We start from the raw sequence: 14608 nt of genomic DNA on the forward strand, positions 1-14608 counted from the left end.
CGGCTGCCACACCGAGGATTTCCCGTCGGGGGCTAGATATATGCTTCCGGAGCATATACTTTCCGGAAACCTACAGGTCAATCCGTGAAAATCCGCGATTCCGGACACACTTTTTGACCCTTAACCCGCGAATCGCTCGTTGACGTCGTCCCAGTTGACAACGTTCCACCAAGCCTTGACGTAGTCGCCCTTGACGTTCTTGTACTGCAGGTAGAAGGCGTGCTCCCACATGTCGAGCATCAGCAGTGGGGTGAAGTCAACGGAGATGTTGCCCTGCTGGTCGGTGAGCTGCTCGATGATGAGGCGGCCTGCGATGTGGTCGTAGCCCAGGACTGCCCAGCCGGAGCCGTGCAGGCTGGTTGCCACACCGGAGAAGTGTGCCTGGAACTTCTCGAAGGAACCGAAGTCGCGGTCGATTGCCTCGGCGATTGCGCCGGTTGGTGCGCCGCCTGCGTTCGGTGCCATGTTCTTCCAGAAGATGGAGTGGTTGGTGTGGCCACCCAGGTTAAATGCCAGGTTCTTGGACAGTGCGCGCAGCTTGTCTGGGTTGGCGTCGCCGTTGCGCTCTGCTTCGAGGGCCTCGAGGGCGGCATTTGCGCCAGCGACGTAGTTTGCGTGGTGCTTGTCGTGGTGCAGCTCCATAATCTCGGCCGAGATGTGTGGCTCGAGTGCGTCGTATGCGTATGGGAGCTCTGGAAGTTCGTAAACAGCCATTGTCAGTTCCTTTCGTTTGGGGTTGGTGACGTGCCCCATAATAGACAAGAATCACATTCCCGCAATGGCGTACGCTGATTTTTATGGGTTTCTTGTTTGCACCGACGCCGAAGCTTGTTCCTGAGGATCGCGCCTTGCCGGGTCGTAATGAGCCAGTGTTGGCGCATCCGCGTCCGCATGCTGTGTTGGGAACGCCGATTACTGGTCCGTGGCGCGAGGGGCAGCGCCGCCTGCTGGTGGGTATTGGGTGTTTTTGGGGTGCTGAGAAGATGTTTTGGCAGATGGAGGGGGTGGAGTCGACGTCGGTTGGGTATGGCGGGGGTGTGACGCCGAACCCGACGTACCGCGAGGTCTGCAGCGGGCAGACGAACCACGTCGAGCTGGTTGAGGTGGTCTACGACCCGGAGCGCGTCTCGTTGAAGGAGTTGGTGCGTGCGGCGCTTGAGGCGCACGACCCGACGCAGGGTTTCTGCCAGGGCAATGACGTGGGTACGCAGTACCGCTCGGCGTTTTTTACCGACACGGAGCACGAGGCGCAGGACATCAAGGGGTGGGTTGCGCAGTACGGTGAGCAGCTTGTCGACGCCGGCTATGCCCCAATTACGACTGAGGTGGGGTGGGGCGTCGATTATTACTTGGCGGAGGATGAGCACCAGCAGTACCTGCACAAGGTGCCGAACGGGTATTGCCCGCACCACTCGACGGGCGTGGAGTGTGGAATCTAATGTTGCCGAAGATTGTGGCGCATCGCGGCTTTTCGGCGATGTACCCGGAGTCGACGCGCCTGGCGTTTGAGGCTGGCTTGAAGCTGCCGATTCACGGCGTGGAGTGCGACGTGCGGCTCACGCGCGACGGGCGGCTGGTGGTGTTCCATGACGGCCTGGTGAATCGCACGACGGACGGGATGGGGCGCGTGTCCACGATGGACTTCTGCGACCTGCGCGAGCTGAACTGCGGCACGAAGGAGTGCCCGCAGCAAGTGATGCTGCTCGAAGAGCTGCTCGAGCTGATGCAGGACTACCCGGACAAGCACCTCTATATTGAGACGAAACATCCGACGCGCTACGGCCCCGAGGTGGACGAGGCGACATTTCGGGCGCTGGCGTACGCGGGCATGCTGGACTCGGAGCAGGTTGCGATCATTTCCTTCTCGCATAAGGCGGTGCGGTATTTCACACGGATGGCGCCCGATTTGCTCACGTATTACCTGTTCCGGCTGCGTGAGGCGAAGTGGAACCCGAAGAGCGTGATGCTTTCGAGCCCGTACGGGATCGGGCCGGGGTTGGCGCATGTGCAGCGGCGCCCGGAGCTGATCGGTAAGTATGGGTGCCCGACGTACGTGTGGACGGTCAACGACCCGAAGGATATGCGGTGGTGTGCCGAACACGGCATTGCTGCGATTGCGACCGACCACCCGCAGCTGGCGCTGCAGACGTACGCAGGGCTGCTGTAGCGCCTGTACGATGTGTGTCTATGGCTAAAAAGAACCGTAGAAAGCAAGAGAATCTCCCAGAGGGAATGAGCCGCCGCCAGGCGAAACTCGCTGCCCGCGCCGCTGAGCGCGAGGCGCTGCAGAAGGACCCGCGCCCGTACGAGGGCCTGGCTGCCGAGGCCGAGTTGGTGGCGCTGCAGGAGTTCGTGCCGTCCGCGACCGCGCAGGTGAGCGTGAAGGACACCCCTGTCCAGCTGGTGACTGTGCTGCCAGGCGCCGTCGCGGCGATGGTGCGCGAGGACAACGAGCGCCTGGTTGCGCTGCAGGTTGCTGCGCATTCCCAGAATCCGGGCCGCGACCTCGCGTACGCCCTGAACTGGGTACTCGGGGCCGAAGAGGGCGAGCAGCTGCAGTCCACCGCGGCGGACGGCCAGCAGCCGACCCTGAAGGACATCTTCCCCGCCGACGTCACCCTGGACGTCACCTCCTACGACGACTTCTCCTGGTGGTTCCCGGAGGACGCCCAGGTTCCGCCGCAGATCCAGCAGGCGATGGCGGCTGCGAACGACGCCGTCATCCCGTCCGTCGAGGTCGAGGCAGACGCGCCGGGCGCCGTGTGGTGGATTAACCCAGGCAGCGGCAAGGCCCATATCCGCTGGGTGCGCACCGAGGACAACGAGAACCAGATGCTTGCTGCGCTGGCGCGCATCGCGGCTCGCGGTGAACTCAATCTGGGTGAAGGTACGAAGTTCGCGGGGGCGTTCCGCACCCACGGTGTCGTCGTTCCGGTGTGGGACCTGGACCCGGCGGTTGAACCTGCGTCCTACGCTGACGCGTTGGTGGCGCTGAACAAGGCTATCGAGGCCGAGTACGCGAACGACGCCCAGCTCAGCGCCGACGAGCGCAAGCAGCTGGACAACATCAAGTCCCGCCAGGTCACCATCTAAATAGAGGGCGACCGGGCTATTCGGGGGCTATCGCCTACCTGAGGGACGAGAAGAGCTGCTCGGCGGCGACCTCGTCCCAGAGGATCACGTTGCCGACGTCCGCGTCCATAAACCCGCCCACCGGGATGGTTTCCGTGTTCAACCCCATGCTGAACGCCAACCCGATGCGGGCCAGGTTCCATACGTGGTCCTTGCTGCCCACGGTGAACATGGCCGGGGCGGTCCACAGCAGTGGTAGCGCCCGGAAGGGGTTGAGCAGCACGCCGGGGGAGAGGATACGGCTGGTCAGGGCACCGAGGAACTCGCGCTGGCGCCCGACGCGGTCCAGGTCGCCCTGGGCGGTGGCGCGGGTGCGCACGTACCCAAGGCCGGTCGCGCCGTCCATCTTCTGGCAGCCGGGCTCGACGAACAGGTTGGCCAGCGGGTCCTGAATGGACTCTGAGACGCAGATCTCCACGCCGCCGACGGCATCGACGATGTTGGCCAACCCGCCCATGCCGATTTCCGCGTAGCGGTCCACGCGCAGGCCAGTGGCCTGCTCAACGGTCTGGATGAGCAGCTGGGGGCCACCGTAGGCGAACGCCGCGTTGATCTTTTCCTGCCCGTAGCCGGGCACGGCCACATAGGAGTCGCGCGGGATGGACACCAGCGTCGCCTTCCCGAACAGCGGCAGGTGCAGCAGCATGATCGTGTCGGTGCGGGTGGTGCCCAGGTCGCCACCAGTGCCGAGGCGCGCCGCGTCCTCCTCGCTCAGGCCCGTGCGTGAGTCGGACCCGACGAGCAGCCAGTTCGTGCCCGAGGTGTTCGCGATGCGCTCGGCGGGCAGGGCGTCGACGCGGGAGAGCCGGGCGTCGACAAGGAAGGTGAGGGCAAGCAGCACCACAAGGAGAGCCGCGAGCAGACGACCGCAGCCACCTTTACGACGTCCTCTCCGCCGCGGGCGCCGTGGGCGCTGCGACTGTGGGTGTGGCCGCTGCGTGACCTGCATTGGGACAGGCTCGCGCTCGGGGCGTTGCTGCGCCGGCCTGTGCTGCACAGGGCGCTGCTGTGGCGGGTACTGGCGCGGCCGATATTCGCGCGGTTCGTACTCGCGCGGGTTGTACTGCCGTGTTTCCTGCGGCTCGCGACGCTCCGGCCGGATGGCTGGCCGCTCCTGCCAGGCGGCGGGCCGTTGCTGTTCCCGCTGCGGGCGTCGCTTCCGGATGGGGCGCCCGTAGCGGTCCACGAGCGGTTGGCCGTCCTTGCCAAGCACGAAGTCCTCGAGGTTATCCCGGGGATCGTTGGAATGCGGCGTATTCATGGCAACAGTGTAGACGGCAGGAGTGGGTAGGCGAGAAAAGCGACGGCGTCGATAAGGAAGTGCGCGAGGATGAGCGGCCAGATTTTGCCGGTGCGGTGGTAGTAGTAGGCGAAGATGGCGCCCATCGCGATGTTGCCGAAGCCTGCGGAAACCCCCTGGTAGAGGTGGTAGGAGCCACGCAGGATCGCGGAAGCGGCGATCGTCGCTGGCACGGACCAGCGCATCTGTCGCAGCCTGGTGCACAGGTACATCACCACCACGACTTCCTCGGCGAACCCGTTGGCGAACGCCCACAAGAGGGAGGTGGGGATCTGGACGGCCTCGGTGGTGGGGATGACGACCTTGGACCAGCCGAAGTGCACCGCCCCGATGTAGAGCGCCAGCCCCGGGATGCCGATGAGTGCCGCGAACCCGGCGCCGCGCAGCCAGTCGTGCCACTTCGGCGTAACCCACGCGGTGCCCAGCAGGTACCACGCCAGGCCACCCCACCCGATGAGCGACAGCGCCGAGACCGCCTGGAGCGCCACGTCGAGCCAGCCGATGGAGCTCGCCTGGGAGTAAAGCGTCGTCGACTGCTCATTGAGGGGCGCCTGCAGCAGCGAGTCCACCAGGCGCAGCGCGGCGCGCAGCCCGCTGGCGCCGAAGGTGACGGCCAGCACGAGGAGGACTTCAACGCGGTACCGAGTGTGCATGCAGGCTACAGTAGCCCCATGACAACGATTGCGTACCTCGGCCCGGCGGGAACCTTCACGGAGCAGGCCGTGTGGAACTTTGACTTGCCCGATCCGCAGCTTGTGCCTGTGGATTCCCCGGCGGAGGCCCTCAACGAGGTGCGTGCCGGGCGCGCGGACTACGCGGTGGTTGCGGTGGAGAACTCGGTCGACGGCGCGGTCACCGCGACCACGGACGCGCTGGCTGAGGCGCCCGGTGTGCAGATCTACGGGGAGACCGAGCTGGAGATCGCCTTCGCCATCATGACGCGCCCCGGTGCTTCACTTGTCGACGCCTCCCGCTTCGCCACCCACCCCGTGGCCTACCAGCAGGTGAAGCAGTGGATGGCCGAGCATGCCCCGAACGCGACGTTCCACCCGGCGACCTCCAACGGCGCTGCAGCGCAGCTTGTTGCCGAGGGGGAGGCGGACGTGGCCGCTGCCCCGGAGCGCGCGGCGGAGCTGCTCGGTTTGGAGGTGCACGCGCGCGGCGTGGCCGACTTGTCCACGGCGCGGACGCGTTTCGTGTTAGTTGGGCCGTTCGGGACACCGACGCCGCGCACGGGCAACGACAGGACGTCGATTGTGTTCCAGACGCCGAACGAGCCTGGCACGCTAGTGGCCGCGTTGCAGGAGTTCGCGTTCCGGGGCGTGCATCTTTCCCGTATTGAGTCGCGCCCAACGCGAAAGGAGCCGAACACGTACTCCTTCCACGTGGACATCGTGGGGCATATCGACGACACCGCCGTCGCGGAGGCGTTGCGGGCGGTGTACCTGCGGTCCTCGCAGATTACGTACTTGGGGTCGTGGCCGTGCGCGCAGCAGGCCACGTGGCCCAGCGGCAACCCACGCCTGGCGGAGGCCCAGGCATGGGTGGACGGACTGCGTTAACTCTGGCTGCCCCCAGCTAGCCCCAGCCGAGTTCGTGCAGCTCGTGCTCCTCGAGCCCGAAGTAGTGGCCGACCTCGTGTAGGACGGTCACCTTTACCTCGTGGCGGAGTTCCTCTTCGTCGCTGCACATCGCCTCGAGCGCGTCCTTGTACACGAACACCGCATCCGGCAGGAACCCGCTGTGGTTTGAGTGCTGCTCAGTAAGGGGGATGCCCTCGAACAGTCCGAGTAGCGTGGGTTCGTCCGGGTTAAAGTCGCGGGCCAGCACCACCATGTTCGTCATGTGGCGGGCGAACTCCTCGGGGATGGTGTCCAGGGCGTCGTTGATCATTGCCTCAAAGACGTCCTGGCTGACCGGCTCCATCATGGTTGTGGCTGCTCCTCCCGCAGTGGGCGGCGCTCCGGGCGCTCTGGTGGCGGGTTGCCATCGATCTTGAGCACTTCGCGCCCGGCGGTCGCGGACCCGTTCAGCGTAGCGAACTGCCCCTCCGGGTTCGAGAAGACGAGCGCGCAGTTCACGCTGCGCGAGCCACCCTCCCACGCCGAAGTCTTCTGCGTCGTCCAGAACGGCTGCAGCGCGATCTGGTAGAGGTTTTCCTCCGCGCCCATGTACTTCTGGGCGGCGTCGGTGCACACATCGCGCAGGTATTTGTCTTGTTCCTCGACGCTCGGGGTGTGGTCGGGGAAGACCGGTTTGAGGTCGACCGTGCTGGTGATCTCCATCTGGTGCGGCTCGTTGCAGTCCACGGTGCTCAGGCTGGAGGCGCCGTCGATGGTCACGCACTCCCCGGGGTTGAAGGTGCGCGCCTGGTCCTGCTCGGATACGCGGCCCGTGGTCAGGATCGGAGTGCCGTCGCGGTTGGTTTCCTGCAGGCCGCACAGCATGGTGCGGTCGCCCTCTTCCCATGCGGCCGCTGGTGGCAGGATCGGCGCGATGGAGTAACGCCCATTCGGGTCGAAGGCACCGTTGAGGTAACGCAGGGTTGCGCCCCCGCAGAGCTCCTCGCGCAGCTGCGCCTGCCGGGTCTGGTTCGGCATCGGTGCGGACGGGCCGAACTCGGAGGTGGGGTAGGTGGCCAGGTCTTCGCGCGCCGAGACCTCGAAGCGGTGCTCGAGTGCGCAGTCGGTTTGCTCGAAGGCGGTGATGTGGCCTGCGGCGTCGGCTTCCCAGGTCAGGCAGGCGCCTTGGTCGGCCGTGGTGAACGGTGCTGGCTTGTTTTTGCTCTGTCGCTTCGGAGTGGACGTCGATACTTCCGATGCCTCAGTGCCGCCTTGCGGTGCGGGCGACGCGTTGTAGGTGTAGGAGCCGAATCCGACCGCACCCGCGAGTAGCGCGACGAGAAAGCCGCGCAACGCTGTTGTCTTGGTAGCCATGTGCCTTTCCTATCCCTCGAGGTTGCGCAATACCTGTGTGTGCAGACTGTAACGGTCCGTCCGGTACACACTGGCACAGTATTCCACACGTGTGCCGTGGCTTTGCGCATAGCGCACGATTCGCAGCAGCGCCCGGTTCGCGGGCACGTCGAGCAGCGCGGCGACGCGGGCATCAGCGTTGACCACGGTCACGGTCTGCTCAGCTTCGGTGATGCCGAGGCCATAGCGCTGGTCGAGCACCTCATACACCGACGTTTGCAGGTCGTGGTCCAGCAGGTCGGCAACGAGCTCGCCGTTGTACCAGCCGTCGTCGACGGCGTAGGGTTGGGCGTCGCCAAGCCGGAGGCGGCGGAGGTGAATGTGCTCAGCGCGCGGCGGGGTGCCGAAGTACTCAGCGACCTCTCGGGGTGCGACCGTGCGCTCCGCCAGCAAAATATTTGACGACGCCACTACGCCCTGCGCCTGCATCTCCTCAGAGAAACTGGCCAGCTGCAGCTTGCTCACCAGCGGGCTCGGCGCCACGAATGTGCCCTTGCCGCGCACCCGGCGGAGTTTCCCCTGGGCGACGAGGTCCCCGATCGCGCGACGCACCGTGATGCGGGAGACGTTATAGGTTTCTTCGAGGGCGCGTTCGCCGGGCAGCGGGTCTCCGGGGGACAGTTCGTTGCGGCAGTACTCTTCGAGGATGATGCGTAGCTGCGCGTGTTTCGGGAGGGGGCCTTCCTGGATTTCGGTGGGGGGCTGCTCGGGCGTGGACATACCCCCACCATAGCGCACTGGTTATTACCAGAGCGGGGCGGCGGCGCAGGTAGCGTATGGAGGGGCAGAACCGGGTAGAGTTGTGTGCGTGATTGATCTGAAATTTCTGCGCGAGAATGCAAACGACGTCCGAGAGTCCCAAACCGCCCGTGGCGAGGATCCCTCCCTCGTCGATCAGCTGCTAGCGGCCGACGAGCAGCGCCGCGAGGCTATCCAGGCAGCAGATGAGCTGCGTGCGGAACAGAAGGCCTTCGGCAAGAAGATTGGCCAGGCCTCCCCGGAGGAGCGCCCGGCGCTGCTCGAGGGCTCGAACGAACTCAAGGCGAAGGTAAAGGCCGCCGAGGCGAAGCAGGCTGAGGCCGAGCAGGCCGTGCAGGACCTGCAGTACAAGATCTCGAACCCAATCCAGGGTGCACCCGCCGGCGGCGAGGAGGACTTCGTGGTCCTCGAGCACGTCGGCGAGGTCCCGACCTTCGACTTCGAGGTGAAAGACCACCTCGAGCTGGGCGAGAACCTCGGGATTATCGACACGAAGCGTGGCACCAAGGTTGGCGGCGCACGCTTCTACTATCTGGTGGGCGACGGCGCCTGGATGCAGCTGGGCATGATGATGCTCGCCGCGCAAAAGGCCCGCGAGGCCGGCTTCAAGGTCATGATCCCGCCGGTACTGGTCCGCCCCGACGTCATGCAGGGCACTGGCTTCCTCGACGAGCACGATGAGGAGATCTACTACCTCGAGCGCGACGACCTCTACCTGGTTGGCACCTCCGAGGTGGCGTTGGCCGGCTACCACACCGACGAAATTATTGATCTCTCGGACGGCCCGCTGCTCTACGCCGGTTGGTCCAGCTGCTTCCGCCGTGAGGCCGGTTCCTACGGTAAGGACACCCGCGGCATTCTGCGCGTCCACCAGTTCGACAAGCTGGAGATGTTCGCGTACTGCAAGCCGGAGGACGCCGAGGAGATGCACCAGAAGTTGCTCGGACTCGAGCGCGAGATGCTCGCCGCGGTCGAGGTCCCCTACCGCATTATTGACATCGCCGCCGGCGATCTCGGCTCGTCCGCGGCACGCAAGTTTGACACCGAGGCGTGGGTGCCGTCGCAAGATACGTACCGTGAGCTGACCTCGACGTCGAACTGCACCACGTTCCAGGCGCGCCGCCTGTCCATCCGCTACCGCGACGAGAACGGCAAGACCCAGACCGCCGCAACCCTGAACGGCACGCTCGCGACGACGCGCTGGCTCGTCGCCATCCTCGAAAACAACCAGCAGGCCGACGGCTCCGTGAAGGTGCCAGAAGCGCTGCACCCGTGGGTTGGGAAGGACATACTGGTTCCCTAATGCGCACGATTGATGGACTGTTTGAAGTAGCCGACGGCTACACCGCCCCGCGGCCGCATAGCGGCGACATGCACAACCGCTTCTACCAGCGGATCGTGCGCGCGGCGAAGCGCTACTTCCGGTTCGCCGGGACGAAGGCGACGGTCCACGGCCTCGAGCACATCCCTCTAGACGGCGGGGCGATGCTGGCCATCAACCACACCGGCTACCTCGACTTCATGCTGGCCGGCATCGGGCCCTACCTGCGCGGGGAACGCCTGGTGCGGTTCATGGCAAAGAAGGAAGTTTTCGACATTCCGGTGCTGCGGTGGCTGCTGCGCAACATGGGGCACGTCCCCGTGGACCGCTCGGCAGGTGCCGGGGCTATCGACGCCGCCGTTGACGCCCTGCGCGAAGGGGCGATCGTCGGCATCTTCCCCGAAGGCACGATTTCGCGCTCCTTCGAACTTGCGGACTTTAAGACGGGCGCCGTGCGCATCGCACGCCAAGCCGGAGTGCCGCTCATGCCGTGCGTGATCTGGGGCTCCCAACGCCTGTGGACCAAAGACCAGCCGAAACGGCTTGGGCGCTCCGGCATCCCGGTCATCATCCGCTACGGGGAGCCCGTTGCTCTCGACGGCACCGTCGAGGAAGCAACGGGTAGGCTCAAGGCAGCGATGGAAGCCCTGCTGGAGACCACCCGCGCCGAATACGACACGCGCTTCGGCCCATTTGAGCCCGGCGAACCGTGGATGCCGGCCTCGCTCGGCGGGAGCGCACCGACGCTTGAAGAAGCAGCAGAAATTCACCGAAAAGAACGCGAGGCAAAGAAAGGGAAATAACATGAACGCCCCCAGCCTGATCATCAGTGACATCGATGGCACATTCCTCAACTCCTACGGGCGGGTGACGCCGCGCCTGTTGGAGGTCGTCGCGCGGGCTGTGCGCGTCGGAACCAAATTCGGGCTGGCCACCGGGCGCCCCCACCGCTGGCTTCTGCCGGTGCTCGAGCAGCTGCCGTTCGAGCCGGTCTGCGTGGCCGCCAACGGCGCCGTCATCTACGACCCCGAGCACGACGAAGTGGTCAAATCCTTTGCGCTGTCCCCAGAGAGTATGGAGGAGACGGTGGGGATCGTCGAAAAGGTGATGGGGGAGGCCGGTGTGACCGTGGGCTACGGGGTGGAGCGGCTGAGCCAAAGCGCGCTCGATCCGGAGGAAGAGTGCTTCCTGATTACGCCGGAGTACAACCCTGACGCCTGGGATGCCCGCTTCGGCGTCGTCCACGTCGAGGAGCTGCTCGCAGAGCCAGCCGCGAAGCTGCTCGTGCGCTGCCCCGACCTGATGGCGGAGGAAATGTTTGACATGATCGCACCCGAGATCGACCAGGACATCGCGCACGTCACCTACTCGATGGAGGAGGGGCTGCTCGAGTTCTCGCGCCCGGGCGTGACGAAGGCGGCCGGCGTTTCCTACCTGGCGGCGCAGTACGGGATCGATCCGTCCCAGGTGGTGGCGTTCGGCGACATGCAAAACGACGTCGAGATGCTGGCGTGGGCCGGCATGGGCGTCGCTATGGCGAACGCGAGCGAAGCGGTGAAAGACGCCGCTGATATTGTGACCGCGTCGAATGATGAAGACGGCGTGGCGAAGGTATTGGAGCACTGGTTTTAACTCATGACGTTGCTGGCGGCTATTGATCAAGGCACAACATCAACCCGGTTCGTAGTCGCCACTACGGGCGGCGAGGTGATCGCACAGGCCCAGTTCGAGCACCGGCAGATCCTGCCGCGCGAGGGTTGGGTCGAGCACGACCCACTGGAGATCTGGCGCAACACGCGCCGCGCCATGAGCGACGCCGTGGCCAGCGCAGATATCGACGAAGCCGCCATTGCCACGCTCGGCCTGACGAACCAGCGGGAAACCGCCGTCATCTGGGAACGCGCTACCGGTAAACCCATCTACAACGCAATCGTGTGGCAAGACACCCGCACCACCTACGACGGCGACGCCACCGAGTTCCAGGCCACCACCGGGCTGCTGCGCAACTCGTATCCGGCCGGGCCGAAGTGGGCCTGGATCCTCGACCACGTCGACGGCGCCCGCGCACGCGCCGCCCGCGGCGAGCTGCTCGCCGGCACCATGGACACCTGGCTGATCTGGAACCTCACCGGTGGCCAGCGCGACCCGGACAGCGCACTGCACGTCACCGACGTAACCAACGCCAGCCGCACACTGCTCATGGACCTGGAAACTCTCCAGTGGGACCCCGCCCTGTGCGAAGCCATCGGCGTGCCGCCCGAAATCCTGCCGGAGATCCGCCCGTCCGTCGGCGACTTCGGCAAGGTCCGCAACCAGGGGCCACTGGCCAACGTCCCGATCTGCGGCGTGCTCGGCGACCAGCAGTCGGCACTCTTCGGCCAGGGCGGCCTCGAGGAGGGCGCCGCGAAGATGACCTACGGCACAGGCCTGTTCATGCTGCTCAACACCGGCACCACACCCACCTTCAGTGAGACCGGCATGCTCAGCACCGTCGCGTACCAGCGCGCCGGGCAGCCCGCCGTCTACGCGCTGGAGGGCTCCGTCGCGGTGGGCGGATCACTCATCCAGTGGCTTCGCGACCAGCTCGGGATCCTGCGCACCGCCGCCGAATCCGAACAGCTCGCAAGCGAGGTCCCGGACAGCGGTGGCGTCGTCATCGTGCCCGCGTTCTCCGGGCTGTTCGCGCCGCGCTGGCGCCCGGACGCCCGCGGCGTCATCACCGGCCTGACCCGCTTCGTGGACCGCCGCCACATCGCGCGCGCCGCCCTCGAAGCAACATGCCTGCAGACCCGCGAGGTCGTCGAAGCGATGGGCGTCGAACTGCGCGAGCTGCGCGTCGACGGCGGCATGACCTCCAACGACCTGCTCATGCAGATGCAGGCCGACATCCTGGGCACCCGCGTCGTGCGCCCCGGCAACATCGAAACCACGGTCATGGGGGCGGCGTCGGCGGCGGGGATGGGGGCCGGGCTTCTCGACGCCCCACTCTCCCTCGGAACGCCCACAACCTGGGAAGATACGGCAAACGCGGCGACTCGCGAAGTGCTTGTCGCCGCGTGGGAAGATGCGGTGCGCCGTTCCTATAACCTTGCCTAACTGGGGCTAGTGCACGCCAATGTTGATGGTGTTGGTGTGCTGGTTGTACGTGATGTCGCCGCCCTGGAAGTCGACGCGGAAGAGGCCGTCGCCAATCGGGTGCTCGGAGTTGACCGGCAAGCCGAGCGGGCCGGCGTCGAGACCCTGCTGGAGCCAGGCGTTCGCGATCTTCGTGAACATCGTGAACGCTTCGCCCTTCGCGTTGCGCACGGCGATGCCGTTCTGGAAGAACCCGAAGTCGTTACCACCCACGCCGCCGACGCCGCCGAGGAGCGCGCCGAGCGTCGGCTCAAACTGCTTCCATACTTCAGCCAGGTCGTTCTGGCCGGCGAACTTCAGCATTGGCTCGATGTACGGGGTGATCTTCTGCAGCGTCAGCCCCGGTGCGATCTCTACACCTGCGAGGTTCTTGAAGCCCTCTGGCAGCAAATCGTTCGCCTTCGCGTACAGGAAGATCAGGCCAGCCAGCGTGCCGACGGCCGCCGCGATCGCCACCGCGTCACCCGAAGCGATACGGGACAGGGAAATGTTGTCGGAGGAACCAGAGTTGGTCACCTGGGTTGTGGTGCCGTCAGGGTTCGTGACGGTGCCCTCATTCTTCTTTGAAGAGCCGAGCCGCTCGAGCAGGTCACCAACCGTGGTGTCGGTGACAGGACCCGTGTAGTCACCCGGCGGTGTGAACCCAGCGTTGTTGCGCAGCGAACGGTACTTCGTGTTCGCAATCGTGCGAACCGTGTTCATCCGGTCGTAGAGGTTCTGGCCCGGGCACTCGTTGTAGTGGAAGTCCCGGTGTGCGTTAATGTTTGGGAACATCCCGCCCTGGCCAGCGCGATACTTGCTGCCCTTGAAATCGAAATCAGCGTAGTGGTAGCTCGATCCCATCGGGTCGAACCCGGCGACCGCAGCCTTCCAGCCGATGATGTCGCCCAGCGCCTGCAGCGACGCCTGCGTCGGCACCGCGGTCTCATAATTGCCCAGCACCGACACACCCCAGGTGTTCTGGTTGAAGCCACCCACGTGCGCGCCCTGGACCGCGCGGTCGAGCCCGCCGTAGCGGCCCTCGTAGATGTTGCCGTACTTATCTACCAAGGCGTTGTAGCCCACATCGCCCCAGCCCAAGGTGTAGGTGTGGTAGTTCCAGATGCCACGCACAATGCCCGGCGCCTGCGCCTCGGTGTAATTGTTCGAGCCGGCGGTGTGGTGGACCGTCGCGGCAGTCACCGGCTCGGTGTAGGTCGGGGTGCTGTTCTTGCCCGCACCCCACTGTGCGCGCGTGATCACCTTCGGCATGCCGTAGGTGTAGGAGTCCACGACTGGTTTGATGTTGCCGTTGACGGTGCCGGTGCCGCCGTCGATAAACACGGCCTGGATGTCGGTGGCCGCGTTCGGAGCGGTCGAGTCCTTACGGCCGTTCTCCAGGAGGTCAACGTTGCCCGTGGAAACCTGGATACGCTTCGTCGGCTCGACGAAGATCGGCTCGGTGCCGAACGTGTCCGTGCCAGGTGCAGCGTCGAGCGGATCCATCTCGAACCATTCCGTCCACGTGCCGTCGGCACGCTGAGCGCGAACGAACGCCGCGATGTCGCGGTCGCCCTTCCACGTCAGGCCGAACAAGTTGAACTCACGGTCGCGGGTGAACTCCTTGACCACGCGGCGCTCCTCGGCCTCCCCGCCCTGGGTGCGCACCGCCGCGTCATCCACGGTGATATTCGCGCCGGTGGCGAAGGACTCGCTGGCGTTATAGACGTCCATCTGCGCCGGTGCCGCCGACTGGACCTGGACAATGTGGTTGCCGCCGAACGCCCCGGCGACAACGAGGGCCACGGACACCACCGCAGCCATCAGAGGGCGCATCCTGGAGGATTGCCCATTCAGGCGCTTCCGCTGTTGCACGTTTCAACTCCTGTGGCTATAGGGATAAAGGTTACTCCAGTGAAGTCTAGTGCAAGTTAAAGTCTCAAGTGAATCTTGAGACTCGGCGTGTCGTGCGGAGGGGCGTCGAAAAGAAATGTGACAAAATGGCCG

15 protein-coding genes are annotated in these 14608 nt (G+C 65.2%); 8 read left to right on the forward strand and 7 right to left on the reverse strand.

Features of this window, described 5'->3' with window-relative positions; genetic code table 11:
- Positions 1-120: 120 nt before the first annotated feature.
- The gene (locus tag BJP08_RS00810) at positions 121-714 is read right to left on the reverse strand and encodes a superoxide dismutase (protein ID WP_071567767.1); all 594 of its coding nucleotides are present in this window, start codon (positions 712-714) and stop codon (positions 121-123) included.
- An 83-nt stretch (positions 715-797) separates the two neighbouring features.
- On the opposite strand from BJP08_RS00810, the gene msrA reads away from it, so the two are divergent.
- The 3 genes from msrA to BJP08_RS00825 are packed head-to-tail and all read left to right on the forward strand — an operon-like array spanning position 798 to position 3093.
- Positions 798-1439: a peptide-methionine (S)-S-oxide reductase MsrA gene (gene msrA / locus BJP08_RS00815; RefSeq protein WP_071567769.1), complete on the forward strand. Its 642-nt coding sequence runs from the start codon at positions 798-800 to the stop codon at positions 1437-1439.
- Complete coding sequence (locus BJP08_RS00820; protein WP_071567771.1) at positions 1439-2167, forward strand: glycerophosphodiester phosphodiesterase family protein; 729 nt, start codon at positions 1439-1441, stop codon at positions 2165-2167. Before msrA ends, BJP08_RS00820 begins: the two co-directional genes overlap by 1 nt.
- Positions 2168-2187: 20 nt before the next feature.
- Entirely contained in the window at positions 2188-3093 is a 906-nt protein-coding gene (locus BJP08_RS00825) for a DUF5926 family protein (RefSeq protein WP_071567773.1), read from the forward strand.
- 34 nt (positions 3094-3127) lie between these two features.
- Here the strand turns inward: BJP08_RS00825 and BJP08_RS00830 are convergent, their stop codons facing one another.
- A complete protein-coding gene (locus BJP08_RS00830; protein WP_071567775.1) occupies positions 3128-4393 on the reverse strand; it encodes an LCP family protein in 1266 nt (421 codons plus the stop codon).
- Positions 4390-5085: a CPBP family intramembrane glutamic endopeptidase gene (locus BJP08_RS00835; RefSeq protein ID WP_071567777.1), complete on the reverse strand. Its 696-nt coding sequence runs from the start codon at positions 5083-5085 to the stop codon at positions 4390-4392. The genes BJP08_RS00830 and BJP08_RS00835 overlap by 4 nt, the downstream gene beginning before the upstream one ends.
- A gap of 18 nt (positions 5086-5103) precedes the next feature.
- Here BJP08_RS00835 and pheA point away from each other — a divergent pair, with 18 nt between their 5' ends.
- The gene (gene pheA / locus BJP08_RS00840; RefSeq protein WP_071567779.1) at positions 5104-5994 is read left to right on the forward strand and encodes a prephenate dehydratase; all 891 of its coding nucleotides are present in this window, start codon (positions 5104-5106) and stop codon (positions 5992-5994) included.
- A gap of 16 nt (positions 5995-6010) precedes the next feature.
- Here pheA and BJP08_RS00845 read toward each other — a convergent pair whose 3' ends face one another.
- The 3 genes from BJP08_RS00845 to BJP08_RS00855 are packed head-to-tail and all read right to left on the reverse strand — an operon-like array spanning position 6011 to position 8127.
- Positions 6011-6358, reverse strand: coding sequence for a metallopeptidase family protein (locus tag BJP08_RS00845; RefSeq protein ID WP_071567814.1), 348 nt, complete (start codon positions 6356-6358; stop codon positions 6011-6013).
- Positions 6358-7368 (reverse strand): septum formation family protein, encoded by a 1011-nt coding sequence (locus BJP08_RS00850; protein ID WP_071567781.1) that lies wholly within the window; start codon positions 7366-7368, stop codon positions 6358-6360. Before BJP08_RS00850 ends, BJP08_RS00845 begins: the two co-directional genes overlap by 1 nt.
- Positions 7369-7377: 9 nt before the next feature.
- The gene (locus BJP08_RS00855) at positions 7378-8127 is read right to left on the reverse strand and encodes a GntR family transcriptional regulator (protein ID WP_071567783.1); all 750 of its coding nucleotides are present in this window, start codon (positions 8125-8127) and stop codon (positions 7378-7380) included.
- A gap of 88 nt (positions 8128-8215) precedes the next feature.
- Here BJP08_RS00855 and serS point away from each other — a divergent pair, with 88 nt between their 5' ends.
- The 4 genes from serS to glpK are packed head-to-tail and all read left to right on the forward strand — an operon-like array spanning position 8216 to position 12583.
- Positions 8216-9469 carry a serine--tRNA ligase gene (serS, locus tag BJP08_RS00860; RefSeq protein ID WP_071567785.1) on the forward strand — a complete coding sequence of 418 codons (1254 nt, stop codon included), beginning with the start codon at positions 8216-8218 and terminating at the stop codon, positions 9467-9469.
- A complete protein-coding gene (locus BJP08_RS00865) occupies positions 9469-10290 on the forward strand; it encodes a 1-acyl-sn-glycerol-3-phosphate acyltransferase (RefSeq protein WP_071567787.1) in 822 nt (273 codons plus the stop codon). The genes serS and BJP08_RS00865 overlap by 1 nt, the downstream gene beginning before the upstream one ends.
- 1 nt (position 10291) lies before the next feature.
- Positions 10292-11119 (forward strand): HAD family hydrolase, encoded by an 828-nt coding sequence (locus tag BJP08_RS00870; RefSeq protein WP_071567788.1) that lies wholly within the window; start codon positions 10292-10294, stop codon positions 11117-11119.
- Positions 11120-11122: 3 nt separating this feature from the next.
- The gene (gene glpK / locus BJP08_RS00875; RefSeq protein ID WP_071567790.1) at positions 11123-12583 is read left to right on the forward strand and encodes a glycerol kinase GlpK; all 1461 of its coding nucleotides are present in this window, start codon (positions 11123-11125) and stop codon (positions 12581-12583) included.
- Between the two features lie 6 nt (positions 12584-12589).
- Here glpK and BJP08_RS00880 read toward each other — a convergent pair whose 3' ends face one another.
- The gene (locus BJP08_RS00880) at positions 12590-14476 is read right to left on the reverse strand and encodes an N-acetylmuramoyl-L-alanine amidase (RefSeq protein WP_071567792.1); all 1887 of its coding nucleotides are present in this window, start codon (positions 14474-14476) and stop codon (positions 12590-12592) included.
- Positions 14477-14608: the final 132 nt, after the last annotated feature.

This window comes from Corynebacterium sp. NML140438 (assembly GCF_001875725.1).
Lineage (GTDB): Bacteria > Actinomycetota > Actinomycetes > Mycobacteriales > Mycobacteriaceae > Corynebacterium.

Coding starts and splice junctions, on each gene's coding strand:
- BJP08_RS00810 (WP_071567767.1), bottom strand. CDS start 714: ATGGCTGTTTACGAACTTCCAGAGCTCCCATACGCATACGACGCACTC.
- msrA (WP_071567769.1), top strand. CDS start 798: ATGGGTTTCTTGTTTGCACCGACGCCGAAGCTTGTTCCTGAGGATCGC.
- BJP08_RS00820 (WP_071567771.1), top strand. CDS start 1,439: ATGTTGCCGAAGATTGTGGCGCATCGCGGCTTTTCGGCGATGTACCCG.
- BJP08_RS00825 (WP_071567773.1), top strand. CDS start 2,188: ATGGCTAAAAAGAACCGTAGAAAGCAAGAGAATCTCCCAGAGGGAATG.
- BJP08_RS00830 (WP_071567775.1), bottom strand. CDS start 4,393: ATGAATACGCCGCATTCCAACGATCCCCGGGATAACCTCGAGGACTTC.
- BJP08_RS00835 (WP_071567777.1), bottom strand. CDS start 5,085: ATGCACACTCGGTACCGCGTTGAAGTCCTCCTCGTGCTGGCCGTCACC.
- pheA (WP_071567779.1), top strand. CDS start 5,104: ATGACAACGATTGCGTACCTCGGCCCGGCGGGAACCTTCACGGAGCAG.
- BJP08_RS00845 (WP_071567814.1), bottom strand. CDS start 6,358: ATGGAGCCGGTCAGCCAGGACGTCTTTGAGGCAATGATCAACGACGCC.
- BJP08_RS00850 (WP_071567781.1), bottom strand. CDS start 7,368: ATGGCTACCAAGACAACAGCGTTGCGCGGCTTTCTCGTCGCGCTACTC.
- BJP08_RS00855 (WP_071567783.1), bottom strand. CDS start 8,127: ATGTCCACGCCCGAGCAGCCCCCCACCGAAATCCAGGAAGGCCCCCTC.
- BJP08_RS00865 (WP_071567787.1), top strand. CDS start 9,469: ATGCGCACGATTGATGGACTGTTTGAAGTAGCCGACGGCTACACCGCC.
- BJP08_RS00870 (WP_071567788.1), top strand. CDS start 10,292: ATGAACGCCCCCAGCCTGATCATCAGTGACATCGATGGCACATTCCTC.
- glpK (WP_071567790.1), top strand. CDS start 11,123: ATGACGTTGCTGGCGGCTATTGATCAAGGCACAACATCAACCCGGTTC.